Source organism: Actinoplanes sp. CA-131856 (assembly GCF_050956135.1).
GTDB lineage: Bacteria > Actinomycetota > Actinomycetes > Mycobacteriales > Micromonosporaceae > Actinoplanes.
Window position 1 is genome coordinate 10,028,887 of record NZ_CP191849.1, and the last position, 23,590, is coordinate 10,052,476.

21 protein-coding genes, 1 tRNA gene and 1 pseudogene are annotated in these 23,590 nt (G+C 70.8%); 7 read left to right on the forward strand and 16 right to left on the reverse strand.

Annotated elements, in window-relative coordinates:
• The first annotated feature begins 20 nt into the window (after positions 1-20).
• The gene (locus ACQP2X_RS46150; RefSeq protein WP_498692512.1) at positions 21-995 is read left to right on the forward strand and encodes an AraC-like ligand-binding domain-containing protein; all 975 of its coding nucleotides are present in this window, start codon (positions 21-23) and stop codon (positions 993-995) included.
• A gap of 113 nt (positions 996-1,108) precedes the next feature.
• On the opposite strand, the gene ACQP2X_RS46155 is transcribed toward ACQP2X_RS46150, so the two are convergent.
• The gene (locus ACQP2X_RS46155; RefSeq protein ID WP_498692513.1) at positions 1,109-2,191 is read right to left on the reverse strand and encodes a helix-turn-helix domain-containing protein; all 1,083 of its coding nucleotides are present in this window, start codon (positions 2,189-2,191) and stop codon (positions 1,109-1,111) included.
• Positions 2,192-2,273: 82 nt separating this feature from the next.
• Between ACQP2X_RS46155 and ACQP2X_RS46160 the strand changes: the two genes are divergently transcribed.
• Positions 2,274-4,814 carry an AAA family ATPase gene (locus ACQP2X_RS46160; protein WP_498692514.1) on the forward strand — a complete coding sequence of 847 codons (2,541 nt, stop codon included), beginning with the start codon at positions 2,274-2,276 and terminating at the stop codon, positions 4,812-4,814.
• On the opposite strand, the gene ACQP2X_RS46165 is transcribed toward ACQP2X_RS46160, so the two are convergent.
• The 11 genes and pseudogenes from ACQP2X_RS46165 to ACQP2X_RS46215 all read right to left on the reverse strand — a co-directional run bounded on the left by ACQP2X_RS46165 (position 4,800) and on the right by ACQP2X_RS46215 (position 17,059).
• Complete coding sequence (locus ACQP2X_RS46165) at positions 4,800-5,591, reverse strand: alpha/beta hydrolase (protein WP_498692515.1); 792 nt, start codon at positions 5,589-5,591, stop codon at positions 4,800-4,802. The two genes, ACQP2X_RS46160 and ACQP2X_RS46165, sit on opposite strands and share 15 nt — an antisense overlap.
• Positions 5,588-6,421: pseudogene (locus ACQP2X_RS46170) on the reverse strand (alpha/beta fold hydrolase); the annotation flags it as partial. The gene ACQP2X_RS46165 and the pseudogene ACQP2X_RS46170, both read right to left, overlap by 4 nt.
• On the reverse strand, positions 6,403-7,188 hold the full coding sequence (locus ACQP2X_RS46175) for an alpha/beta fold hydrolase (RefSeq protein WP_498692517.1): 786 nt from the start codon (positions 7,186-7,188) through the stop codon (positions 6,403-6,405). The pseudogene ACQP2X_RS46170 and the gene ACQP2X_RS46175, both read right to left, overlap by 19 nt.
• Before the next feature lie 25 nt (positions 7,189-7,213).
• On the reverse strand, positions 7,214-9,325 hold the full coding sequence (locus ACQP2X_RS46180; RefSeq protein WP_498692518.1) for a tetratricopeptide repeat protein: 2,112 nt from the start codon (positions 9,323-9,325) through the stop codon (positions 7,214-7,216).
• A 265-nt stretch (positions 9,326-9,590) separates the two neighbouring features.
• Positions 9,591-11,075, reverse strand: a complete 1,485-nt coding sequence (locus ACQP2X_RS46185; RefSeq protein WP_498692519.1) for an ATP-binding protein — start codon at positions 11,073-11,075, stop codon at positions 9,591-9,593.
• Between the two features lie 133 nt (positions 11,076-11,208).
• Positions 11,209-11,282: transfer RNA gene (locus tag ACQP2X_RS46190), tRNA-Ala, on the reverse strand.
• Positions 11,283-11,370: 88 nt separating this feature from the next.
• On the reverse strand, positions 11,371-12,099 hold the full coding sequence (sepX, locus tag ACQP2X_RS46195) for a divisome protein SepX/GlpR (RefSeq protein WP_498692520.1): 729 nt from the start codon (positions 12,097-12,099) through the stop codon (positions 11,371-11,373).
• A gap of 135 nt (positions 12,100-12,234) precedes the next feature.
• The gene (locus ACQP2X_RS46200; RefSeq protein ID WP_498692521.1) at positions 12,235-12,867 is read right to left on the reverse strand and encodes a GNAT family N-acetyltransferase; all 633 of its coding nucleotides are present in this window, start codon (positions 12,865-12,867) and stop codon (positions 12,235-12,237) included.
• A complete protein-coding gene (locus ACQP2X_RS46205) occupies positions 12,864-14,174 on the reverse strand; it encodes a molybdopterin molybdotransferase MoeA (protein WP_498692522.1) in 1,311 nt (436 codons plus the stop codon). The genes ACQP2X_RS46200 and ACQP2X_RS46205 overlap by 4 nt, the downstream gene beginning before the upstream one ends.
• Positions 14,171-15,085, reverse strand: coding sequence for a UTP--glucose-1-phosphate uridylyltransferase (locus ACQP2X_RS46210; RefSeq protein ID WP_498692523.1), 915 nt, complete (start codon positions 15,083-15,085; stop codon positions 14,171-14,173). The genes ACQP2X_RS46205 and ACQP2X_RS46210 overlap by 4 nt, the downstream gene beginning before the upstream one ends.
• Before the next feature lie 54 nt (positions 15,086-15,139).
• A complete protein-coding gene (locus ACQP2X_RS46215; protein ID WP_498692524.1) occupies positions 15,140-17,059 on the reverse strand; it encodes a GGDEF domain-containing protein in 1,920 nt (639 codons plus the stop codon).
• 81 nt (positions 17,060-17,140) lie between these two features.
• On the opposite strand from ACQP2X_RS46215, the gene ACQP2X_RS46220 reads away from it, so the two are divergent.
• Complete coding sequence (locus ACQP2X_RS46220) at positions 17,141-17,728, forward strand: 5-formyltetrahydrofolate cyclo-ligase (protein ID WP_498692525.1); 588 nt, start codon at positions 17,141-17,143, stop codon at positions 17,726-17,728.
• 265 nt (positions 17,729-17,993) lie between these two features.
• Here ACQP2X_RS46220 and ACQP2X_RS46225 read toward each other — a convergent pair whose 3' ends face one another.
• Positions 17,994-18,194 carry a hypothetical protein gene (locus ACQP2X_RS46225; protein ID WP_498701366.1) on the reverse strand — a complete coding sequence of 67 codons (201 nt, stop codon included), beginning with the start codon at positions 18,192-18,194 and terminating at the stop codon, positions 17,994-17,996.
• A gap of 886 nt (positions 18,195-19,080) precedes the next feature.
• Between ACQP2X_RS46225 and ACQP2X_RS46230 the strand changes: the two genes are divergently transcribed.
• Complete coding sequence (locus ACQP2X_RS46230; RefSeq protein ID WP_498692526.1) at positions 19,081-19,431, forward strand: flagellar biosynthesis protein FlgA; 351 nt, start codon at positions 19,081-19,083, stop codon at positions 19,429-19,431.
• Between the two features lie 11 nt (positions 19,432-19,442).
• On the opposite strand, the gene ACQP2X_RS46235 is transcribed toward ACQP2X_RS46230, so the two are convergent.
• A complete protein-coding gene (locus ACQP2X_RS46235) occupies positions 19,443-19,619 on the reverse strand; it encodes a hypothetical protein (RefSeq protein ID WP_498692527.1) in 177 nt (58 codons plus the stop codon).
• A gap of 64 nt (positions 19,620-19,683) precedes the next feature.
• On the opposite strand from ACQP2X_RS46235, the gene ACQP2X_RS46240 reads away from it, so the two are divergent.
• Entirely contained in the window at positions 19,684-20,016 is a 333-nt protein-coding gene (locus ACQP2X_RS46240) for a translation initiation factor 2 (RefSeq protein ID WP_498692529.1), read from the forward strand.
• A 366-nt stretch (positions 20,017-20,382) separates the two neighbouring features.
• Here the strand turns inward: ACQP2X_RS46240 and ACQP2X_RS46245 are convergent, their stop codons facing one another.
• On the reverse strand, positions 20,383-20,856 hold the full coding sequence (locus ACQP2X_RS46245) for a DUF2231 domain-containing protein (RefSeq protein WP_498692531.1): 474 nt from the start codon (positions 20,854-20,856) through the stop codon (positions 20,383-20,385).
• A 163-nt stretch (positions 20,857-21,019) separates the two neighbouring features.
• Here ACQP2X_RS46245 and ACQP2X_RS46250 point away from each other — a divergent pair, with 163 nt between their 5' ends.
• Both ACQP2X_RS46250 and ACQP2X_RS46255 read left to right on the forward strand, forming a co-directional pair.
• On the forward strand, positions 21,020-21,448 hold the full coding sequence (locus ACQP2X_RS46250) for a Fur family transcriptional regulator (protein ID WP_498692532.1): 429 nt from the start codon (positions 21,020-21,022) through the stop codon (positions 21,446-21,448).
• 56 nt (positions 21,449-21,504) lie between these two features.
• The gene (locus tag ACQP2X_RS46255; RefSeq protein WP_498692534.1) at positions 21,505-22,362 is read left to right on the forward strand and encodes an oxygenase MpaB family protein; all 858 of its coding nucleotides are present in this window, start codon (positions 21,505-21,507) and stop codon (positions 22,360-22,362) included.
• 327 nt (positions 22,363-22,689) lie between these two features.
• Here the strand turns inward: ACQP2X_RS46255 and ACQP2X_RS46260 are convergent, their stop codons facing one another.
• Positions 22,690-23,514: a RecB family exonuclease gene (locus ACQP2X_RS46260; protein WP_498701271.1), complete on the reverse strand. Its 825-nt coding sequence runs from the start codon at positions 23,512-23,514 to the stop codon at positions 22,690-22,692.
• Positions 23,515-23,590: the final 76 nt, after the last annotated feature.

Here is a 23,590-nt window from a genome sequence, read left to right on the forward strand (position 1 = left end):
CCAGCGGGCAAGCTGATCGCATGGGGTACGTGCTCGACACCGAACACCTTCCGGTCACCGACCGGGTCGAGGCCGTGCACACCGCCATGATGTACGCGTCGGCGCCGTGCCACGTGCTGCACGAGGACCCGCAGGGCCCCGTGCGGGCGAGGCTGGAGGTGTGGGACCTGGGCGGGGCCAACATCTTCACCCACCGCTCGACGGGAATCCGCCTGCTCCGCACGGCCAAACTGGCCCGGCAGGACGCGATGCCGGTGATCGCCCTCTCGGTCCAGCAGCGCTCCGACGGCCACATCGAGCAGCACGGCGACCAGCGCGTGGTGGCGCCCGGCGACCTGCTCGCGGTGGACCTGTCGGCCCCGTACGACTTCTCCTGGTCCGGCCAGGGCGCCGCCGGCTGCCTGCAGATCCCCTTCGACCAGCTGGGCCTGCCCCTGGACGTGGTGCGCCGGGCCACGCCCAACATCGCCGCCAGCCCGCTCTACCGCCTGGTCACCGAACACATCACCCAGTTGGCCCGTGACCCGGCCCGCATCACGGCCGACGTGTCGGCCACCGCGGTCGCCGCGGCCAGCATCGACCTGGCCCGGGCCCTGCTGGTCTCGGCCGCCGGACCGACGAAGCACACCCGCCAGATCTTCGCCGAGACCTTGCTGACCCGCGTCCGCGCCTACACCCGCCAGCGCCTGGACGATCCGGCGTTGTCACCCGCGCTGATCGCCGCGGCCCACAACATCTCGGTACGCCACCTCTACAAGCTCTGCGCCGCCGCCGGCCTCAGCCTCGAACAGTGGATCATCGACCAGCGCCTGGACCGCATCCGCCACGACCTGACCCTCCCCGACCGGGCCCACCTCCCGATAGCCACCATCGCCCTCGGTTGGGGCTTCCGGGATCCCACACATTTCGCCCGCCGCTTCAAGTCCCGATACGGCCAGACCCCGAGCCAATGGCGCCGCTCCCGCACGACGGCCACCCGAACCCCTCACCCCTGACGCCGATCGAGAGCTCAGAACACGCAGTGACCGAGGAGCGCGGTCGATGAACCACCCTCATCCGACACCGCGGCCCAACAGCTCTGACTGCCTCAGCCGGCTCGCCGACGCCTTCAATGCGTTCGCACACGCGTGAATTGCCGAGCGGCATGGGTGCCGAATACGGCGTGCGTGCGGATCAAGGGATGGTGGCGGAAGCTCGTCGCTCCGGCCGTCGCCTGAATCAGGTCGTGGTCCAGCAGCTCGGACAGGGCCTCGTGGGCAACGTCCGCCGGCAGGCCGGTCAGCGCGGCGGCCGTGCGCGCGTCGAAATCCTTCAGATGAGCCGTGACCTGGCAGATGTCGCGGGCCGGGCGGGAGAGGACGGCGAACGCTTCGTTCAGGGTGGACTCCAGGGAGAGGTCACCGGCGGTCAGGGTGGACACGCGGCGGGACTCGTCGGACAGGCGGGCGGCCAAGTGGGTCATCGTCCAGCCGGGGCGGCCGGCCACCCGGTTGCCGGCTATGCGCAAGGCCAGCGGCAAGTGGCCGCAATAGTCGGCCACCTCGCTGACCGCCGGGTCCGGGGTGCCGGTGATCTCTGTCAGCAGCGTGGCCGACTCCTGCGGGGTCAAGGGCTTCACGTGGAGGTGGGTGGCGCCGGTAAGGGTGGGCAACCGCCGCCGGCTGGTGATCCAGAGCCTGGCGGTGGCGGGTGGTTGTGGGACGGGCTCCGCTGTCACGTTGTCGAGGATCAGCACGGCGTCGGCGGGGATCCTTTGGAGGCGTACGTGCAGATCGCCCGCCTGGCCGTCGAGGAAGTGGACCTCGGAACGGAGGGCCGCGGCCGCGTGCACGGCCAGGGCCGTCTTACCCACCCCGGGCTGGCCGTGGATCACCGCTCGGCGCGAGGGGGACAGCACGGCCAGTTCGGCGGTGCGGCCCGTGAAATCCGGGACGTCCCGGGGTGGGGCATACGACGGGCGAGCGCGGAACGCGCGCGCCTCGGACGCCGCCTCGATCAGGGTCCGCTGCTGGGCCGGGTTCAGGGTGAGCGCCGACGCCAGAGCGTCCAATGTGCGCTTCTGCGGGGCCGTGCTGTGGCCTCTCTCCATGTCGCTGATCGCTCGCGCGCTCACCCCGGAGGCGTCGGCCAGGTCCCGCAAGGTCATGCGGGCGGCTCGCCGGTGGGAGCGGAGCAGTGAAGCGAACGTCACGTTCGGCAGTGTCACATCGGGGGTGGGTACGGCCGCTCAGTCGAACGACTGCGATCGCTACTGCTGATGACAGAATGCGAACGTGCTGGTGGGGCGGGATGTCGAGGTGGGGGTGCTGCGTGACCTCCTCGGCCGGGCGAAGAACGGGCGCGGCGGTGCCCTTGTCATCCGGGGTGAGGCGGGGATCGGCAAGACCGCCCTGCTTCAGGTGGTCGAGGCGGAAGCCGGCGGGATGCGCGTTCTGCGGGCCACCGGCGTCGAGAGTGAGTCCCGGTTGCCGTACGCGGCGCTCCATCAGCTTTTGTTTCCTTTGACGGCACAGATCGGCTTTCAAGAGAGCGACCTGTACGCCGTGGCCCGCGCCGTCCTGGAGCTGATCGTCGACGCCGCGCCGGTGGTGCTCGTGCTCGACGATCTGCACTGGTTCGACAAGGAGAGCGGCGACGTGCTCGCCTTCGTCGCCCGGCGCATCGGCAACGAGGCCGTGCTGGCCGTCGGGGCGACGCGGCGGCTGTCGCGGGAGTCGGGGCTGCCCGACCTGGAGATCGGGCGGCTGCCCGGTGACGTCGCGGCCGCCCTGCTGGACTCGCACGCCCCGAACCTGTCGGCGGCGGCCCGGCAGCGGCTGCTGACCGAGGCCGCCGGCAATCCGCTGGCCCTGGTCGAGCTGCCCAAGACGGCGGCCGGCAGCCCGCTCGACGACACTCTGCCCCTCAACCGCCGGCTCGAGCGCGCCTTCGCGGCCCGGGCCGAGGGCACCGGCACGGCCGGCCTGCTGCTCGTGTTGGCGGCCGACACCAACTGCGACCTCAAGCGGCTGCTCGCCGCGTCCGGCGCGAGCCTCGACGACGTGCAGCGGGCGATCGACGCCGAGCTCATCGAGCTCGACGGGGCGTCCCTGCGGTTCCGCCATCCGCTGATGCGGTCGGCTGTCTATCAGCGGGCGCCGCTGGCGGCCCGGCTGGCCGCGCACCGGGCGCTGGCCGAGCAGCTCGCCGACTTCCCGGACCGCCGGTTGTGGCATCTCGCCTCGGCCGCCGTCGGCACCGACGAAGGGCTGGCCGCGGAGCTGGAGCTCTACGCCGAACGGGCCCGCGCCCGGGGCGCCACGATGGCGGCCGTGGCCGCGCTGCGCCGGGCCGGCGAGCTGACCGACCGGCCGGGACGGTTCACGCTGCGGGCGGCCGAGCTGGCCAGCGAGGTGGGCGCGCGGCACGAGGTCGAGCAGATGCTGGCCGGAACCGACCTGGGCCGCGAAGGCCCGGTGGAGCGGGCCCGGCTGGCCATCGTGCTCGAGGTGGTCCGCTATCCGCGCTACACCGATCCGTTGCGGCGGGTCGAGGAGCTGACCGACATCGCGGTGGCCGCGTTCGAGGCGGGCAGCCCGGAGGTGGGCCGGCAGGTGTTGTGGCGGGCGGCGTCGCGCTGCTTCTTCCAGGCGACCGGGCCGGAGACCGCCGGCGCGCGGGCCCGGGTCGCCGCGGTGCTGGACGGGGACGATCCGCTGGCCCTCGCGATCCTGGCCTACACGATGCCGGAGGAACGCGGCCGGGACGTGCTCCAGAAGATCAACGGCCACAGTGGTCCCGAGGCGGCCCGGTTCCTGGGCAGCGCGGCCCTGGTGCTGGGCGACTTCGAGACCAGCGCTACCTCGCTGGATCAGGCGGTGGCCGACGCCCGGGCCCAGGGGCGGCTGGGTGTGCTGACGCGGCTGCTGGCCAGCGGCAACTGGGGCCGGATCTGGCTCGGCCACTGGGACACGGCGCGGGCCGAGCTGGTCGAGGCGCGGCTGCTGGCGCGGGAGACCGGCGAGGCGTTCTACGCGGTGGCGGCCGAGACCACACTGGCCGCGATCGCCGCCATGCGGGGCGATCTCGACCAGGCGAGCGAGTTGATCGACGGGGTCGCCGCCAGCCCGCTCGCCGCCGGCATGCGCTATATCCAGGTGGCGCTGGCCCAGGCGCGCGGTCTGGTCCATCTTTTCCGGGGTGAGGCCTCCCAGGCGTACGGCGTCCTGGCCCGGACCTTCGATCCCGCCGATCCCACCTATCACCGATACATGCGCTGGTGGCTCGTGCCGGACCTGCTGGACGCCGCGATCGGCGCCGGCCGGCTGGACGAGGCGCGCGAGCTGATCGCGGGGCTGCCCGAGCTGGCCGAGCGGGTGGGCGCGCCGATCCTGGTGGTCACCGCCGAATACGCCCATCACCTCGTCGACCCCGGTGGATCGGACATCGTCACGCGATGGCCGCTCTTCCGAGCGCGACTCCAGCTTCACCTCGGCCGGGCGCGACGGCGACAGGGCGGTCCGGCCCGGGACCTCCTGCGCGCCGCCCGCGACACGTTCGACGCGCTCGGCGCCAAGCCCTGGGCCGACGCGGCCCGGGCCGAGCTGCGGGCGGCTGGTGAGCACAGTGGACAGCGGCCGGAGGCCGTACGGGAGAAGCTGTCGCCGCAAGAGCTCCAGATCGCCGCCATGGCGGCGGAGGGACTGACCAACCGCGAGATCGCCGAACGGCTGTTCCTGTCCCACCGCACCATCGGCTCACACCTGTACCGGATCTACCCGAAGCTCGGCATCAGCCGCCGGGCCCAGCTGGCCGCCGTCTTAGGCGTGTCGTAGGCCGAATTCGAGCGCCCGGTCGGCGATCTTCTCCCAGCCCGGCTCGGCGCAGGTCCAGTGCGAGCGGCCGGGCACCTCGACGTATTCGGTGATCGTGCCCTCGCCCTTGTAGTGATGGGCGTTCGAGCGGTTCACCGACGGCGGCATGATGTGGTCCTCGCCGCCCGCGATGAACAGCAGCGGAGCCCGGTCCGGGTTGTGGTAGTTCACCCAGGTCTCCTGCTTGCCCGGCTTGAAGTTCGCGATCAGGCCGTACGCCCAGACCCAGCTCCCGGGCGCGGCGATGGCATAGCGGTCGTACGCCGCCCGCGAGTCCTCGGCCGACAGGGTGTTGGCGAAGGCGTAGTGCCACTGCTCGGGAGTGAAGCCGGCGGCCTGGTGCCGTTTCGCCGGGTTGTTCAGGATCGGGAACAGCGACTTGATCTGCGACGGCGGCGTGACCCGGATGCCCTCCGGCGGCGCCGAGTCGATCACCACGCCGGCCGCGCCGTGCCCGCGGTCGAGCAGCAGCTGGGTCAGCGTGCCGCCGAAGGAGTGCCCGATCAGGATCGGCTTCTCCGGCAGCGCCGTGATGACCTTCTCGAGGTGGGCGACGGTCTCGGGCACGGTCACCGAGGCGATCGGCGACGGGTCGGCGCGCAGCGCCTCCACCTCGACCTCGAAGCCGGGGTAGGCGGGCGCGAGGACGGTGTGGCCCTGAGCCTCGTAGTACGAGATCCAGTGCTCCCAGCTGCGCGGGGTCACCCACAGGCCGTGGATCAGGACGATCGTGCTCATGCGTCGTACTCCTTCAAGAAGTCCAGGAGGTCGTCCCCGAGCTGCTCTTTGTGGGTGTCGGTGATGCCGTGCGGCGCGCCGGCGTACACGATCAGCTCGGAGTCTTTGATCAGCGCGGCCGAGGACTTGCCGCCGACGTCGAACGGCACGACCTGATCGGCGTCGCCGTGGATGACCAGGGTGGGCACGTCGAACTTGGCCAGGTCGGCCCGGAAGTCGGTCGCCGAGAAGGCGGCGATCGACTCGTACGCGTTGCGGTGCCCCGCCGCCATCGACTGCAGCCAGAACGCGTCCCGGATGCCCTGCGAGGCGAGCCCGCCGAAGAACGGCCCGTCGGCCAGATCGCGGTAGAGCTGCGACCGGTCGGCCCGCGATCCGGCCCGCAGATCGTCGAAGACCTTGACCGGCACGCCGTCGGGGTTGTCCTGCGTGCGGAGCATGAACGGCGGCACGGCGGAGACGAGCACGGCCTGGGCCACCCGCGAGGTGCCGTGCCGGCCGATGTACCGGGTGATCTCGCCGCCGCCGGTGGAGAAGCCGACCAGCGTCACGTTCCACAGGTCGAGGTGCTCGAGAAGAGCGGACAGATCGTCGGCGTACGTGTCCATCTCGTTGCCGTCCCACGTCTGCGTGGAACGGCCGTGACCGCGGCGGTCGTGCGCGATGGCCCGATAGCCGTTGGACGCGAGGAAGAGCTGCTGCGCCTCCCAGCTGTCGGAGTTGAGCGGCCAGCCGTGCGCCAGGACGACGGGACGGCCCGTACCCCAGTCCTTGTAGAAGATCTCCGCGCCGTCGGAGGTAGTCACGTAGCTCATCGGGCGGCCCTCTCGATCAGGTCGGTGGTGGCGCCGGGCTGGGAGATCATCGCGACGTGGGAGGCGTTCACCTCGGCCGTGCGGGCCCCGGCCCGCTTGGCCATGAACCGCTGCACCGCGGCCGGGATGAGGTTGTCGTGACGGGCGACCAGGTAGTACGACGGGATGGTCGTCCAGGCCGGCGCCCCGGACGCCTCGTCCAGCGTGTGCACGTCGCCCGGCCGCTGACCGGCCCACATGACGTCGGCGGTGGAGCGGGGCAGATCGCCCGCGAAGACCTCGTGGAAGTACTCGCGGCGGACGTAGCCGTCGGCGCTCTGCCCGTAGGGGCGGAACTCGAGCTGCTGCTGACCGAGCTTGGTGCCGGGGAACTTGTTCTGCAGGCCGGCGACCGTCTCGCCGGCCGCGGGCGCGAAGGCGGCCACGTAGACCAGCGCCTTGACGTTCGGGTTGCCGGTGGCCGCGTTCGTGATCACCATGCCGCCGTACGAATGTCCGACCAGGACGATCGGGCCGCCGATGGTGGCCAGGATGCTCGTGAGATAGGCGGCGTCGGACGCGACGCCACGCAGCGGGGTGGCCGGGGCGAGCACCGGATATCCGGACCGGATGAGCCGGCTCAGCACGCCGTTCCAGCCGGAGGCGTCGGCGAAGGCGCCGTGCACCAGGACGACAGTGGGCTTCTTCTTCTTTCCGGTGGCGGCGGCCGGCGTTGCCAGCACCCCGGTGGCGGCTATCGCCGCGGAGCCGGCCAGGACAGCGCGGCGGCTGAGCGTTGGCATGAGTGGTTCCTCTCGATCGGTGATCTCATGCAAACAGCGGGCCGTCGCGCCGACCATGCGAAACGTTATGCAGAACTTCCGCCTGCGCCGACCACTGCGTCGTGACCTGGCTGCGCCGGAAATGCGCGACCGCCGCGGCGAACTTCGAGCCCGCCTCTTCGCCGCGGGCCCGGCACGCCAGACCCCACGCCAGGTGCACCCGGCCCAGCAGGTGCGGCTCGCCGAACTCCTCGGCCAGCGGCAGCGCGACCTCGGCGGCCGCCACGGTTTCGTCCCAGCGCTCCATTTGCGCGTATTCGTGCGCGAGGAACACCGAGGCGGTCACCCGGGCCGCCAACTCGGGCGCGGGCGCGAGCGGCCGCCGCTCGACCTCCTTCAACGCGTGCCGATACTGCTCGGCGGCCTCCTCGGGGCGGCCCATCCCGTGCAGGTTGGCGCCGATGCCGATCAGCATCTGCACATAGCCGTCGTGATCGCCAGCGGTGTCGGCCAGCTCCAGCGAGCGCCGCATCAGCTCCAGCGCCTTCTCGCGCTCCTCCATCTGCGCGTACGCGTCGGCGGCGTAGATGAGCGAGGCGGCCTGCTCCTTGAGGTCACCCAGCTCGACCGCCATGTCGTACGCGGCCATGGCCGTCTGCACGGTCTCCGGGAACCGGCCGTCACAGAACGACAGCGCCCACGCCTGATAGTTGCGGTGCACGACCTCCTGCCGCCGGTCCGGCAGCCGCTCGGCCGACTCCCGCGAGAGCGTGAAGATCGAAGACCAGGGATCGATGCTGTACGTCCGGTCCGAGTACCAATGAAGCGATTCCGCCACATCGACGACACGCTGGTGCTCACCCGCGGCCGCCGCCCGGCGCATCGCTTCGAACCAGCCGTCCACTTCGGTCTGCAACCAGGCCTGGGCCGGGCCCCACTGCTCGGGTCCGCCCTCGTACTCCGGCTCGAACAGCCGTCCCGAGGCGACAGCCGTGTCCAGATACCAGTCGATCAGCCGCTTCTCGGCGGCGCGTCGATCCGCCGCCGGCTCCTCGTCCCGCAGCCGGCCCCGCGCGAAAAGCCGGATCAGATCGTGAAAGCGATAGCGGTCGTGCCCTTCCGGTTGCAGGAGTCCAAGATCGAGCAGCTCCTCGAGCACGTCCTCGGCCTCGTGCGGGTCACGCTCGGCGAGCACGGCCGCCGCCGCGGCCGAGAAGGACAGGGTGGGAACGTGGGCCAGCCTTCGGAAGACGGTCCGGGCCGTCTCCGGCAATTGGGCGTACGACGCGGCGAAGGCACTCTCGACCGGGGTGAGCATGGCCAGCCTCCGGTCGGCGTCGGTCAGCGCGTCCCGGTCGTGCAGGGTCGCCGCGATCCGCAGAGCCAGCGGCAGATGCCCACACAGCCGCGCGATCTCCTCGACCGCGGGCCCCGCCCCACCGAGCAGCTCAACCGAATCGCCGGCGTTCAACGGCATCAGAGCGATGCGCTGTACGGCCTCGAGCCCACCGAGGACCCGTCGGCTGGTCACCACGACCGCGCCGCCACCGGCACCCGGGAGAAGGCCGCGCACCTGCCCCTCGCCGCCGGCGTTGTCGAGAATGACGAGGCAGCGCCGGTGGGCCAGAATCGACCGCAACTGCCCGGTCCGCTCCTCGTCGCCGCGCCCGATCTGCCGGGTGCTGACCCCGAGCGCCCGCAACAGCGTGGTCTGCGCCTCGCCCAGAGTGGCGCCGCCATCCGGCTCGGTCCCGCGCAGATCGAGATAGAAGCACCCGTCCGGAAACAGCTCCCGATGAAGCTCGGCCGCCCGAATGGCCAGCCCCGTCTTACCGACGCCAGGCGGCCCGTGCACCACAGTGACCGGCGTGGGCCCACTGACCATGAGATCGGCCCACCCGGCGCCGATCGCGCCGAGCTCCCCGTCCCGCCCCACGAAGTGCCCACTGCGCCGAGGCAGATCACACATCCGGGGCCGCCCGGTGGTGACGGTTTCCCGCCCCGCCTTCGCCAGCTCACCCAGATCCTGATCGTCGCCGAGCACTTTCGCGAGCGCGCTCACCGTCCGGGATTGCGGCGTCCGGCTGCGCCCACGCTCCATGTCGCTGATGGCGCGGGCGCTGACCCCCGACGCTTCCGCCAGCCCTTCGATGGTCATGCCACCGCGAACGCGAAGCTCCCGAAGCCGCCGCCCGAAATCCAGCCCAGTCTGTTCCGTGAGTGTCATAGCCAGCCCGACGCTATCGACACTCCGACCAGCAAAATCGGCCCTCAGCGCACCGTTGTAGGCCCTCCGTGCACGATGACCGACGCCATCACTCGTAGTACATGCCGCAGAAAGTACCCATCAAGTAAAGTATTCGCAGCTCACAGCGCTTGAATCCGCCCTTGACAGCCTCCAGTACAGCAGTTCAACAAGTAACTCAACTACTGCGTGTAGCCGAGGTGGCCCACCATGGGACGTACTCCCGCAACCGAGGAGCGGCATCCGGGTCCTTGAGTACGAGGTAACCGTCATCAACAGCCTCCTTCAACAGACCGGAAGCCTTGGCGCTGTTGCGAACTTCGATGTTGAAGCGCTGACGGACAGAAGAGTTCGTCACTCTCTCGTGCATCACGTAGCGCAGGACAGCGTGCAGGTAGACAGCCCGAACACGATCAGCACGATCCATGTCCTTCAGCTCTCGATGGCTGAAAAGCGTGATCTTGGTGCTGTCCCCGGGGGTGGTCACGAGCGGAGCGGGGAGCTGGTACAACTCGATCTCGGAAGCGATCTTGTCCCAACCGCTCCCTCGCTCCTCACAGATGCCAGCGCGACGCATCAGCGAAGCCAGCTTCTCGTTGCGGGAACGAGGCGGACTGTCCACGAATCGCGCTGGATCCATCAAGGGCATTCCGGGGTTCGTGATTTCGATACGATCGTCGAAGATTTCAACCATTGGGCCGGCGCCCCTAATGGAAAAGTCTTGATGCACCAGCGCGTTGGCAACGAGCTCTCGAACAGCAAGCTCTGGATACATCTGGACGGTCTGCCGTAGCGCCTGGCCAATCACTTCATTCGAGGGCAGAAGCCCGTTGACGTATTCCAGCAATCCCTTGAAGCCAGCCGCGTAGCCCCGGCTTCCTTCTTGCTCCTTGATGGTATTCAAACGGCTTTTCCCACGGTAGGTGATCACACGGAGCGCTTTTCGGTTCAGGGACGGAAAGGCGTCCAGCCTCTTGGCGAAGAGAATCGCTCCGACGTTTGTGACGTTCCAGCGCCCACCTGGACGCGAGGAGATGATGTCATCAGCGTCGAGCGCGGCTAGGATCACTGACGCGTTAGGCGGCAGCGGGGCACCCATCAGATCGAAGTATGCGGGATAGTCGATCAAGGTGGTTACATCTTCACCGCTCACGTTCTCCAGCGCGACGGCATTCTCGAATGAGGTACGGTCGAAGGACTTCCACAGGCGACGCGCATGCTCGCGATGATCTTTCAGTCGTTTCTTGTAGCTTCCGACGCGGATATATTCAACATCACGGAAGCTTGTGGGTTCCGATGTTGCGGCGTCGACCTGAAGGAGAATAATCCGTTTGCCGTCAACGGTGAGGTCGTCGAAAACGAAGTGGATCTGGGGTCTTAGTCCCCGGACAAGCCAATTTTCGAGATCCTCGTTGCCGACTTTCGTTTGATGAGGATCAAAGGCCGTCCCGACCATCGCATGATCACTGTCGCGCACACCCCAGATGACGTATGCCTTGTCCCGGCCTTCCAGCGCCGCGGAGTTCGACAACGCCGAGATGTACTCGCCGATCAGATCCGGGGTGTCGTTGTTCTCCTTGAGCTCCAGCCAGGAAGTCTCCCGCGGCAGCGCAAGGAGCTCGTGAACGAGGTCGACAAGTAGCTCGGTTCGGGAAGAACTCACGCTAGCGCACCTTCAGACTCCGACTGTTAATGATCTTCCGTCAACCTCGACGGCTCGAACTCGCCGCCCACACTCCAAAGCTGCATACGAACGAAGGCCGCTCCGATTTACTCGGAACGGCCTTCGTGTTGGGTGGAGCTGTGGGGATTTGAACCCCAGACCCCCTCGATGCGAACGAGGTGCGCTACCAGACTGCGCCACAGCCCCTTACCAATCCCCCGGACCTGTCCGTGGAACCGCAGCAAGGCTAACAGGTTGCGCAGGCTCCCCGCGAACCGACCCCCACAACGCCCCCTTATGCGGTGTGGTGGCGGCCGCCCGCCTCGTAGGCCCGGCCCCTCAGACCGCCCGTTCGGCGGTACGAGACCGAGGCCGTCGCGGCCGGTGGGAGGTCCTGGTCGAGGCCCATCGCGGCCCGCCGCACCGCCTCCTTCTGGGCGGCCAGGCGGCGCTGCGCCTCCCGGCGGGCGGCCTGGCGGCGCGCCTGCTCGCGGCGCACCTCGGCCTGACGCGCGGCCAACCAGGCCGCCTCGCGGGCCTCCTCGCGGCGGCGCCGGCGGTCCGCTATGGCCCGGTTGCGCAGGTGGATCAGGTCGATCACCAGCAGCGTGAAGGTCACCGCGAAACCGATCCAGAAACCCGGGCCGACCGCCAGCACGCCGATCAGCTCGATCAGGTTGAGCAGGATCAGCGCCGCGAAAACCCGCCTCCGACGTACGACCGCTGGGGTGTGCCGGCGGGTGGGCACCCGCCGGGCCGGGCGGCGGCCCGGCTTGACCAGCCGCAGCCGGGGTCGTTGCGGCGACAAAGCGGGCGAAACCGTAACCGAAACCAGCCGGCCCGGGTTGATCGGTCGGCGTCCGGGCACGGTGCGGCGACGGCGGTGGCGCTGGAGCACCCTCGCCGTCGACGACGCCCGCTCCGCGGCCAGCCGCTCGGTGGCGTCGTACCGGCGCACGAGCGCGGGCGCGAGGGCGAGCAGACCGGCCGCGGTGAGGACGGCGAGGAGCACCGAGGTCGGCACCCTCACCCCTCCCGTCAGCTACGGGCGGTCCGCTTTTACAACTCCCGGCCGCGGACCGCAAGACCCAATCTCCCCGAGGCTACGGGCGCGAGCTGCGGAAATGGTCACGGCGCGCCGGGCGTGTCAAGCGCCTCCTCAGGCGCGCACGCGGCGCCAGCGGGCCAGCAGACCGCCCTCGGCGGCCACTTCCTCGCTGGTCAGGGCATATCCGAGATGGTCTCGCCAGCTGCCGTCGATGTGCATGTAGCGCTGGTGGTAGGCCTCTTCGCGGAAGCCGAGCTTCTCCACCACGCGGCGGGACGGCTTGTTCTCCGGGCGGATGTTGACCTCGATGCGGTGCAGTCCGCCCGCGCCGAAGGCGTGGTCGACGGCCAGGGCCAGCGCGGTCGGGATGACGCCGCGGCCGGCCACCCGCGCGTCGACCCAATATCCCGCGTAGGCCGAGCTGAACGCCCGCCGGACGATGTTGCCGAGGTTGAGATGGCCGACCAGGCGTTCCCGGCCGTTCTCCTGGAGGCAGACCGCGAACGGCATGCTTTCGCCGCGCCTGGCCGAGCGTTTCATGTCCTGATAGACGTAGCCGAAGGCGCGGGCCGAGTTCATCTCGGACCACGGGCCGGGCGGTGCCGACTCCCAGGGGGCCAGCCATTTCTGGTTGGCCACCCGCACCTCGGACCAGGCGCGGCCGTCGCTGCGCTTGTAGGGGCGCAGCACGACGGGTCCGTCCGCCAGGACGGCAGGCCATCCGGGCGTGGACCCCAGCATCATCGCCTCCGGTCGAGGAGCAACACGTCCACGGTCGAGCCGGCGGCCGCCGTGGTGACGCGCTCACCGAGGACCAGCAGGCCGTTGGCCTCGGCAAGGCCGGAGAGAGTGTACGGCCCACCGGCCAGCGGCTGCACCGTATGTCCCCCGCCGCGCCGTTCGGTGACGAACGCGGGGCGGAACTCGCGCAGGCCACCGGGCGAGGAGACGGTCTCCAGCAGGTGCGCCTTGACGCTGGGGCGGAACACCGGCTCGGCACCGGCCAGCAGCTGGATGACCGGGTGGGCCAGCACCTCGAAGCCGATCAGGGCGGCGCCGGGCTCGCCGGGCAGGCAGATCACCGGCACCTCCTCGCCACCGACCGTGCCGAAGCCGAGGGTGCTGCCGGGGCAGAGCGCCACGTCGGTGAACTCGACGACGCCGCGGCCGGGGTCGCGGCGGGAGAGGACCCGGCGCAGCATGTCGCCGGGGCCGGTGCCGGTGCCGCCGGTCGTGATGATCAGGTCGGCCCGCAGCGTCTGGTCCTCCAGCAGGCCGCGGAGGCCCTCCGGGTCGTCGTCACAGATGCCTATCCGGTACGCCAGCGCGCCCGCCTCGACCGCGGCCGCGGTCAGCGCGTGCGAGTTCGCGTCGACCACCTGCCCCGGCTGGCTGGGCCGGCCCACGTCGACCAGCTCGTCGCCGGTGGCCACGACCACCACCCGTGGGCTGGGCCGGACGACGACGTGCCCGATGCCGGAGGCGGCGAAGGTCGCCACCATGGCCGGGGTGACGTACGCGCCCTTGGGCGCCAGCACCTGGCCGACCGCGATCTCGTCGCCGGCCCGGCGAACGCCCGAGCCCCTTTTCGGCGCGTGCAGGATCTCCACGGCGGCCATGCCCTGGTCGGTCCAGTGCACGGGCACGACCACGTCGGCCCCGATCGGGAGCGGTGCCCCGGCCGCCACCGAGAAGCACGTGCCCGGCGAGAGCCGGACCGGCCGCCAGCTGGAGGCGCCGAGGTCGCCCACGACGTTGAGCCGGACCGGGCGCGGCCCGCCCTCGACCCGCCCGAAGGAGGGGTGCGAACCGACCCGGCCCGCGCCGCTCAGGTCCTCCCAGCGCGCCGCGTATCCGTCGATCGCCGCCTGGTCGAACGCCGGGTAGGGATGCGGGGCCAGCACGTCGGTGGCGAGCGTGTTGCCGTGCGCCTGGGTGAGGTCGAGGTCGAGCGGAGGCAGCGGCCGGAGCCTGCGCAGCACGCTGCCCAGGTATTCGGCGAGAGGCTTCAGCTCGTTGGCGGCCGCCTCGGCATCGGCCGTGGCCGTCATCCCCTCGCACCGCCGGCGACGAACTCGGCCAGCCAGCTCCGGAACTCCTCGCCCAGGTCGTCGCGCTTGGCCGCCAGCATGACGACCGTCTGCAGATAGCCGAGCGGCATGCCGGTGTCGTACCGGTGGCCGCGGTAGACGATGCCGTGCACCGGGGTGCCGTCGGCCAGCAGCTGGGCCATCGCGTCGGTCAGCTGGATCTCGCCGCCGCTGCCGGGCTTGGTGTCGGCGATCGCCTCGAAGATCGAGGCGGGCAGCACGTAGCGGCCCAGGATGGCCAGGTTGCTCGGGGCTTCCTCCGGCGCGGGCTTCTCGACGAGGCCGGTCACCTGAACGACATCCTGCCCGAAGTCGGACGGCGCGACCGAGGCGATGCCGTAGCGCGAGGTCTCGGACGGCTTGACCTCGCCCAGGGCGAGCACGATGCCGCCGGTGCGGGCCTGGAGGTCGAGCATGGCCGGCAGGAGTGGCTTGTCCTCCTCGACGAACTCGTCACCCAGCAGCACCGCGAACGCGTTGTCGCCGACGTGCGAAGCGGCGGTGCCGACCGCGTGCCCGAGGCCGAGGGGCTCGCCCTGACGAACGGTGTAGATGTCCGCGAGCTCACTCGTACGGCGTACGGAAGCAAGCCTTTGAAGGTCGCCTTTCTCTTCGAGCCGGACCTCCACGTCGGGCCGGCGGTCGAAGTGGTCGACCATCGCGGTCTTGCCGCGGCCGGTGACCAGCAGGACGTCGGTGATGCCGGCGGCGGCCGCCTCCTCCACGATGTACTGCAGCACGGGACGGTCGACGACGGGCAGCAGCTCCTTGGGCACGGCCTTGGTGGCCGGCAGGAAACGCGTAGCCAGCCCGGCCGCGGGGATGACGGCTTTCACCGCCCGGCGGCCGGACGCTTGCGCGTTCGAGGTCATCGAGGTCACCGCACCTTCACTTCAAGTCGATCGTGCCCGTGATATGCAGCGAGACTAACGGCCGCGTGCCTGCCCGGGCGGTCGTGGCCCGGTCGGCACGGCCGTCTTGGGATCCAAGTTTCCTTCATGAACTGTTGGGGAAACCCGCGAATTTGTCACATCCCCCGCCTCGGCCAGGCGATATGTGTCCCGTCCGGCCCTCTTGGCCGCGTAGAGCGCGGCGTCGGCCGCGGCCAGGACCTGCTGCGCGCCGGCGCCGTGCTCGGGATAGACGGCCACCCCGATCGACACGGTGACCGGGATGAGCAGGTCGTCGGGCCGTAGCGGGTCGATCGGCACGGGCCGGTCGCGCACGGCCGCGCCGAGCCGTTCGGCGACGATCGCCCCGCCGTACGCGTCGGTCTCCGGCAGCAGCACCACGAACTCCTCCCCGCCCTGCCGGAACGCCACGTCGACCTCGCGCAGCCCGACCCTGATGCGCCGGGCGAACTCGCTCAGCACCGCGTCGCCGGCCGCGTGCCCGTACGTGTCGTTCACGTCCTTGAAGTGGTCCAGGTCGAGCACGAGCACCGCCAGCATGCGCCCGAACCGGCTCGCCCTCTCCACCTCCCGGCGCAACGACTCACGGAGGTAACGGTAATTCCACAGCCCGGTGAGCGGGTCGGTCAGCGAGAGCCGCTGCGCCTCCTCGTGCATCCGCACGTTGTGCACGGCCACACCGGCCTGCCCGGCGAAGGTCCGCAGGGTGTGCAGGTCGGCGTCGTCGAAGGAGTCCCCGCCGACCCGGTCGTAGAGGGCCAGCACTCCGAGGGTCTCCCGCTCGTCCTCGGCCTCGACGGGCGCGCAGATCGGCACGGCCACGTAGCTGAGGCAGGGCGGCTCGGCAGTGGCGAGCTCACCCTGGCCGCGGCGCGGCTCACCGCTGGCGGCGACCCCGCCCAGCACGCCCTCGCCGACCGGCAGGCGCTGCTGGGGCAGGTCGGCGTCGGGCAGGTCCCAGGTGCCGGACAGGCCGACGCCGCACTGGGCGACGAGCTGCCCGCTCACCGGGTCGATGAGCAGCACGAGCCCGGCCCGGGCGCCGGTCGCGGCGAGCGCGGTCCGCAGGATGACCTGCAATATCCGCTGGAGGTCGTGGGTGCTGGAGAGGGTCTCGCCGAGGATGGCGAGATGGCCGCGGAGCTGGTCACGGCTGGCGGTGAGGGCTTGGACGTACGCCTGGAGCTCGCGCGTCATGCGGTTGAAGGTGGCCGCCAGTCGGCCCAGCTCGTCCGGGCGCAGGATCGGCACCCGGGTGTCGAGGTCGCCGTCGGCCACGCGCCCGGCGGCCCAGGCCAGCTCGCCGAGCGGCCGGGTGGTGGTGCGGGCGAGCCAGCGCGCGACCAGCACGGCGGCCAGGGCGGCCGACAGGGCGACGGCCGCGAGTACGGCGTACAGGAAGGTCGGTCTGGTTGTCGGCACGGTGAGCGTGAGCGGCAGGGGCTGGCCGGGCCCGGGGGCGAGGTGGAGGGTCTGTCCCGTCTCGTTCTCGCTGGTCAGCGTCACGCGGGTGCGGCTCGTGGCGCCGAGCCGGTCGAGGAACGCGCGGTCGATGGCCTGGGAGGCGGCGATGGTGACGCCGCCGACGACCGACGCGGCGGAGATCGTGGCCGGCCCCTCGGCCGAGCAGCTCGGCCGGGTCGGCCGCGCGGCGCCGATCTCGATGCCGCTGGCCAGACCGCGCGCGATCAGCTGGCCGGCCACCGCGGCCCGGTCATTTTCCGGCACCACCGCCACGGCGTCGGCCACCACCTGAAGCTGGCGGCAGGCGGCGGAGACACTGGTCCGCACGGTGGTCGCGGCGCTGTCGAGCCGCTCGGCCGTCCGGTCCCGGCTCACCGTGGTGACGGTCAGGGCGACGAAGATGGACCCGAGCAGGACCGGACCGAGCACGACCACCAAAAAGGCGGTGGTCAGCCGGCCACGTAGCGTCACGCATCCTCCCGGGAGTGGCCCTCTTTGGAGCGATGCTGACATAGTGTGCACCGTTTGCCGCTTTTCAAAAGGGGGTGTTGCATGCCCGATTTAACCGGTGACGCGGAAAGATCTCGCATCGCCAAGATCGCACTCCGCAGTCAGCTGCTCACGGCCCGGCGTCAAGCGCCGGCGTCGGACACCCCCCTTCTTCAAGATCAAGTGCTTGCTTTTGTACGTCGTGAGCACCCGGCCACCATCGCCGCATACGTCCCGATCGGCACCGAACCGGGCGGACCCGACCTGATCACCGCGCTGGCGGCCCACGCGAGGGTCCTGCTGCCGGTGCTGCGACCGGACAACGACCTGGACTGGGCCGAATATGCGGGAACGCTCGAGCGGGGGCCGCGGGGGCTGCTGTCGCCGCCCGGCCCACGACTGGGCGTCTCGGCCATCGGGCAGGCCGGGCTGGTGCTCGTGCCCGCCCTGGCGGTGGATCGGCGAGGCTTGCGCCTGGGTCGCGGCGGGGGGTCGTACGACCGGGCCCTGTCCCGAGTCTCGTCAGGCGCCCTCGTGGTGGCGCTGCTGCACGAGGGCGAGCTGCTGGAAGAGGTGCCGGCCGAGCCGCACGACCGGCCGGTGCACGGCGTCATCACCCCGCACGGTGGTCTATTCCTGACCCGGAAGTGACGTCCGCCCAACGCTCAACCTGCCGTTCGAGTGGACGAAATGACCTCCGATGGCGCAACATTGGCACTCGGAGTTGGCGAGTGCCAACAGCCGAAAGATCCGGAGGAGCCGTGCCTACCTACCAGTACGCCTGCACCGAATGCGGCCACCAGCTCGAGGCCGTGCAGTCGTTCTCCGACCCGGCTTTGACGGAGTGCCCGAACTGTGACGGCAAGCTCCGCAAGGTCTTCAACTCGGTCGGCATCGTCTTCAAGGGTTCGGGCTTCTACCGGAACGACTCCCGCTCCGGAAACGTGAGCGCCGAGAAGTCCTCCGCAAGCAACGGCGACGCCACGAAGAAGTCCGACGCGTCGAGTTCCAGTTCGAGCTCCAGCTCTTCGAGCGATTCGTCGTCGAGCTCCTCGTCGGCGTCTTCTTCCTCGTCGGCGTCTTCTTCGTCTTCCTCGAGCGGCAGCTCGTCGACCACGAAGGCGCCCGCAGCTTCCTAGAGGCCCCCAAAATCGCGCCAGCGTCCGCTGGCGCGATTTTCGCGCATCCGCGTCCGCGCCACGATCTGCCCTCGGCCTCGCCGCCGCCCTGCGCCCTTCTCGCCGCCTGCGTCCTCCTCGCCGCCGCCTGCGCCCTTCTCGCCTCTGGCTCGCGCCCTTCCCGACGTCCGCGCCCTTCCCACCGCCGGCTCGCGCCCTTGCCACCGACTGCGGTCTTCCGCCACCGCCCGCGCTCTTCCCGACCCCCGCCCGCGCTCCTCTCGGCGCCGGCCGCCCACTCCTCGCGCCGACCGCTACCAAAATCACCTGGATTCGCGCCGGTTATCCCCAGTCCGGCGTTGTCCACAGGCCCGGAGCGAGCGATCTTCCTTTCCGCCTAACGTCCGATCCGGCGCCGAGACCACGACGCCAGGACGAGCGAGAGGGGACAGGACGATGGCCGGACCGAGCAAGTCCCGGCTCGGGCGAGCCATCCCCCCGCCGCACGGGAACGCAAGCCGCGCAAGCGGCGAAGGGCGCCTAGATCCCGTGCGCCGGCGTCGGCCGGCCCGCAGCACGCTGCTACGCCTCGCGGCGGTCGCGGCCTTGCTGACCCTCGCCGCCCTGGTGTCGTGGTCACCTCCACCAACGTGCGAACCGCCCACCGACGCGGTCGTCACCCTGCCGTCGGGTCACAGCGCCCGCTCATCCGGCCCACCCGGCAAATCAGGCACCACTTCAGGCGGCTCCACGACCACCGCGCCACCAGGAGATTCCGCCGCGCCGCCAGGTAGCACCACCGCGCCACCAGGAGAGTCAGCCACGCCACCAGGAGACTCAGCCGTGCCACCGGGTGACACCGCCCCGCCACCAGGAGATTCCACCGTGCCACCTGGCACCGGCGTGCCGCCGGGAGACTCCGCCGTGGCACCGCCCGGCTATTCGGGTGGTGCCGTCCCGGGCGCCGCTGTGCCCTCTGGGACCGTCGGCGTTCCTGTTCGGCTGGCCGACCCCACGGCGCTGTCGCTGGTCAAGCCCGGCAACCGGGTCGACCTGCTGCGTCTCGACGCCAAGGGCGCGACCACCTCGGTCGCCGCCGCCGCTCTGGTCCTGACCGTCACCGGCGCGTCGGACCCCACCACGGGCGGCCTTTTGCTGGCCCTGTCACCGGCCGAGGCCGAGCGCGCCGTGGCCACTTCCAGCCATGGCTTCGCCGTTCTCATCCGCCCCGGCTGAAACAGACGGTCTCACCAGTGGGGCGGGCGGTCCTCAAGCAGGCGCTCGTCGTTGTCAGAGGAGCGTTCGCCCCAGCCACGCTCGGTGTCGTCGCGGGTCTGCTCGGGGAGGAGAGGTGCCTCCTCGGACTCGAAGTCGACCTCGCGTTCGCCGTCCAAGTCGCGCTCGGGCTCATCCAGGATGTCCACGTCTAAGAGGGTAGGCCCGCGCCGCTGCGGAAGTCTTCCCCCTTCGGCTGTACCGTCGGTGAACGTGAGCAGCCCCACCGGCGTCCCGGACGACTCCTACTGGCAGCGACCGGATCCTGACTCTCCCGTGCCCGGCCCGGCCCCCGAGTCCACCGGGCCCGAGCCGAAGCCGGAGGCAACCTATCCCGGCCCGCCCAACCCGGCCCCGCCGTCCCCGCACTGGCGGCCGCCCACGATCTCCCAGCCGCCGCCTCCGCGCAGCATGCCCGGCCAGGACATGGACGCCCTGGACGAGTCCGAGGGCTCGGCCCGCACGGTGACCTACGGCGTCGGCCTGGTGGCGGGCGCCATCGCCCTGATCCTCATGTGCTTGCTCTGCGCCCGCGCCATCTTCTGACCCCCGCCACACTCCGCCCCAGCCACGCTCTGCGCCCGCGCCGTCTTCTGGCCCTCGCCGCGCTCGGGACCCGCCGCGCTCGGCCCAGCCACGCACGGGCCCAGCCACACACGGGCCCAGCGACGCTCTGACCCGGCCACGGTCTACGCCCGCGCCATCTTCTGACCCTCGCCACACTCGGGCCCGGCCACGCTCCGGCCCGGCCCGGCCCGGCCCGGCCCTGCCCGGCTCCGGCCCGGCCACGCTCTGGCCTGCTGGCGCCCGGCCCAGGCGGCGTCTCTGAGCCACCTCCCTGGCCGCGAACAACGAAAGCGCCGGCGCGGGGGCCCTGGGCCTCCGCGCCGGCGCTTTCGAGTGCTGTTCGGGCTAGTAGGTGCCCCATACGGCGGTCGCGCCCGAGTCGCCCGTCTTGTAGACGTAGTAACCGGAGACCACGGCCAGGATGATCAGCACCACCGCGCCGGCGGCCTCGCCGATCAAGGGCAGGCGGTCGGTGCGGCGCCACGTGAGGGCGACCAGCACGAGGCTGGCGACGCCCAAGGCCAGCGCGAACCAGAACGTACGCGTTCCATAGCCCATGTGGTCGTCCAGGATCACCTTTCCGGGGCCGCTCAGGCCCTGGCCGACCAGGCGGTTGTAGAGCTCCTCGCCCGACTCCTTGGCCACGAACGTCGAGACCGGCGCCGCCACCGCCAGCAGCGCCACCGCCCAGCCCAGCTTCGGACGCCACCGTGGCACGAGCGCGTACACGATGGCCCCGAGGGCCAGCAGCGGAACGAACACCACCGCGGCATGCAACACGAGCGCATGCACCGGCAGGCCGTTGATCTGGTCGAACACGACGCCTCCTCATCGAACTGGTCGGCCGACAGCTTAGAAGTATCTGACGGCGCAAACGTCCTCGTGTCCGCTTACGCCCATCGTCGGTCCTCGGTTCACCTCGGCGCGGGTATTCCCGCGCACAATGGTTGGGGATTCAACCGATCCGTGCTGTCATTGACCGATGCCGAACGGTGAAGACCTGCTACGTGACCACGGGTTGCGTGTCACCAAACCACGCCTCGCCGTGCTGGACATCCTCACCGACGGCGGCCATCTCGAGGTCGAGGAAATCGCCAAGCGGGCCCGGGTACGCCTCGACTCCGTCTCGACCCAGGCCATCTACGACGTGCTCGGCGCCCTCTCGCGGGCCGGCCTGGCCCGGCGCCTGGAGCCGGCCGGCAGCCCGGCCCGGTACGAAGCCCGGGTGGGCGACAACCACCACCACATCGTCTGCCGGGGCTGCGGCGAGATCGCCGACGTCGACTGCGTGGTCGACGAGCGTCCCTGCCTCACCCCCGCCACCAGCCACGGCTTCCAGCTTGACGAGGCCGAGGTGACGTTCTGGGGTCTCTGCCCGGCCTGCCAGCAACGCCGCGACGACGAGGCGTGAATTCCGTTATCTGAACAGGTTCAACTTTCGGCCGTTCGCGTGGCAATCTTTAGGGCATGAGCGACGTCGGGCTGTTCGGACCGGATTCGGTCACCTGGAAGCTGCACCGCGAACCGATCCTCATGCTCGGCGGACTCCGCTCCCTCTATCTGCAGGCGCTGCACCCGCGGGCCGTGGCCGGCGTCGCGCAGAACTCCGGATATCGCGCCGACCCGTGGGGCCGTCTGTCCCGCACCTCGGCCTATGTCGCCACCGTGATCTACGGCAGCACCGACGAGGTCGAGCGGGCCTCCAGCCGCCTGCGCCGCCTGCACTCCCGGATGACGGCCGTGGACCCCCGCAATGGCGAGACCTTCCGCATCGACGAGCCCGACCTGCTCCGCTGGGTCCACGTCACCGAGGTCGAGTCGTTCCTGACCACCGCCACCCGGGCCGGCCTGCGGCTGACCTCCGACGAGGTCGACCGCTACTACACCGAGCAGCTCAAGGCGGCCGAGCTGGTCGGCCTCGACCCGGCCACCGTGCCGTCGACTGCGGCCGAGGTGGCCGCCTACTACGAGGCCGTCCGTCCCGAGTTGGGCATGACCCGCGACAGCGCCGAGACCGCCCTGTTCCTGACCGTCCCACCGGTTCCGCCGACGTGGGGCCCCCGAGCGTTACGCCTGGGCCTCACTCTGGGCCCGACCCGGTGGGCGTACCTGGGCATCGCCGGCACCGCCGTGGCCCTGCTCCCGCCGTGGGCCCGCCGCATGTACGGCGGCCTGGGCTGGCCCACCACCGACGTGACGGCCGACCTCTCGATCCGAGGCCTGCGCCTGCTGCTCGCCACGATCCTGGCCACCCTGCCCCGCCGATACCGCGACAGCTCCATGCGCCAGGCCGCCCTGGCCCGAGCCCAACCGACCGCCGCCTGACCCCGCCCCGCACCCGACACCCCGATCCCTCCGCACTCAACGCGAGCAAGGGACGCAAGAGGGCACGGCGCGGACGAGGAGGAAACGACGCCACGCGGACCAGGAGAAGACGGCTGCGCGCGGACCAGGTGGAGGCGACGCCGCGCGGAACACGCAGAGGTGGCGCCACGCGGACCAGGTGGAGGCGACGCCGCGCGGAACACGCAGAGGCGGCGCGGCGCGGACCAGGTGGAGACGACGCCGCGCGGAACACGCGGAGGCGGCGCGGCGCGAACCAGGTGGAGGCGACGCGGGGAATCCGGCGCGGAAGGGCATGGACGGAACGGCTCATGGGGTCAAGTGGGACACCGCCGCCCAAGGCTCCTTGGCCGGGGTCTCCGCGCCGGCCGGGCAGATCTTGCGGAAGTCGCACCACCCGCACAGCGGGCCCGGGTTCGTGGGGAACTCGGCGTCCGGGTCGGCGCCGTCGGCCACTGCCCGCTCGGCCGCCATGATGTCGCGGGCCGTCTCCTCGGCTCGGCGGACCTGGCGGGCCAAGGACTCCTCGGTGTGCTCGTGGGCGGACACCGTCCCCGTCGGCAGGTGGTGCAGCTCCACCCGGTAGCTCGGGCGGCGGAAGACGCGCTGCGCCGCGTACGCGTAAAGGGCCAGGGCCATCGAACCCCGCGCGTCGTCGGCGTCCGTGCCCGTGCGGCCGGTCTTGTAGTCGACGATCACCGCCTCGGGGCCGTTCGGGCCGGGGCGCGAGTCGATGCGGTCGGCCCGGCCGTTCAGGGCCAGCACCGCCGTTTTCGCGGCCACCGTCCGCTCGACGCCCAGCGGCTCGTCCTCCGGGTCGAGTCCGGACACGTACGTCTCCAGCCAGCCCAATGCCGCCCGGTAAGCCGCGCGCTCCTGATCGGTGTCGCGGTAGCCCTCGCGTACCCACGTGCTTTTCAGCAGCTTGGGCAGAACGCCCAGCTCGCGCCGATCGACCGGAAGGCCGTACCAGTTCTTCAGCGCCGTGTGGACGCTCGCGCCCAGCGAGTTGTGCGCCCACGGTGGACCCTTGGGCGGGGCCGGGCGCTCGACGTAGGCGTATTTGTACCGGCGGGGGCAGTCGGTGAAGGCGCCCAGCTTGCTCGGCGTGCACACGAAGAGCCGCTCGGGCATGCCGTCGAAGCCGAGCTGTTCGGGGACGCCGGCGCGGGATCTGGTGGGAGGCACCGTGCAATCCTGCCAGGCGGGT

Bases quoted from the DNA above. Each gene is read 5' to 3' on its own strand.
- ACQP2X_RS46150 (WP_498692512.1), top strand. From the start codon at position 21: ATGGGGTACGTGCTCGACACCGAACACCTTCCGGTCACCGACCGGGTC.
- ACQP2X_RS46165 (WP_498692515.1), bottom strand. From the start codon at position 5,591: ATGAGCACGATCGTCCTGATCCACGGCCTGTGGGTGACCCCGCGCAGC.
- ACQP2X_RS46175 (WP_498692517.1), bottom strand. From the start codon at position 7,188: ATGCCAACGCTCAGCCGCCGCGCTGTCCTGGCCGGCTCCGCGGCGATA.
- ACQP2X_RS46180 (WP_498692518.1), bottom strand. From the start codon at position 9,325: ATGACCATCGAAGGGCTGGCGGAAGCGTCGGGGGTCAGCGCCCGCGCC.
- ACQP2X_RS46200 (WP_498692521.1), bottom strand. From the start codon at position 12,867: ATGATGCTGGGGTCCACGCCCGGATGGCCTGCCGTCCTGGCGGACGGA.
- ACQP2X_RS46205 (WP_498692522.1), bottom strand. From the start codon at position 14,174: ATGACGGCCACGGCCGATGCCGAGGCGGCCGCCAACGAGCTGAAGCCT.
- ACQP2X_RS46210 (WP_498692523.1), bottom strand. From the start codon at position 15,085: ATGACCTCGAACGCGCAAGCGTCCGGCCGCCGGGCGGTGAAAGCCGTC.
- ACQP2X_RS46220 (WP_498692525.1), top strand. From the start codon at position 17,141: ATGCCCGATTTAACCGGTGACGCGGAAAGATCTCGCATCGCCAAGATC.
- ACQP2X_RS46250 (WP_498692532.1), top strand. From the start codon at position 21,020: ATGCCGAACGGTGAAGACCTGCTACGTGACCACGGGTTGCGTGTCACC.
- ACQP2X_RS46255 (WP_498692534.1), top strand. From the start codon at position 21,505: ATGAGCGACGTCGGGCTGTTCGGACCGGATTCGGTCACCTGGAAGCTG.
- ACQP2X_RS46260 (WP_498701271.1), bottom strand. From the start codon at position 23,514: ATGCCCGAGCGGCTCTTCGTGTGCACGCCGAGCAAGCTGGGCGCCTTC.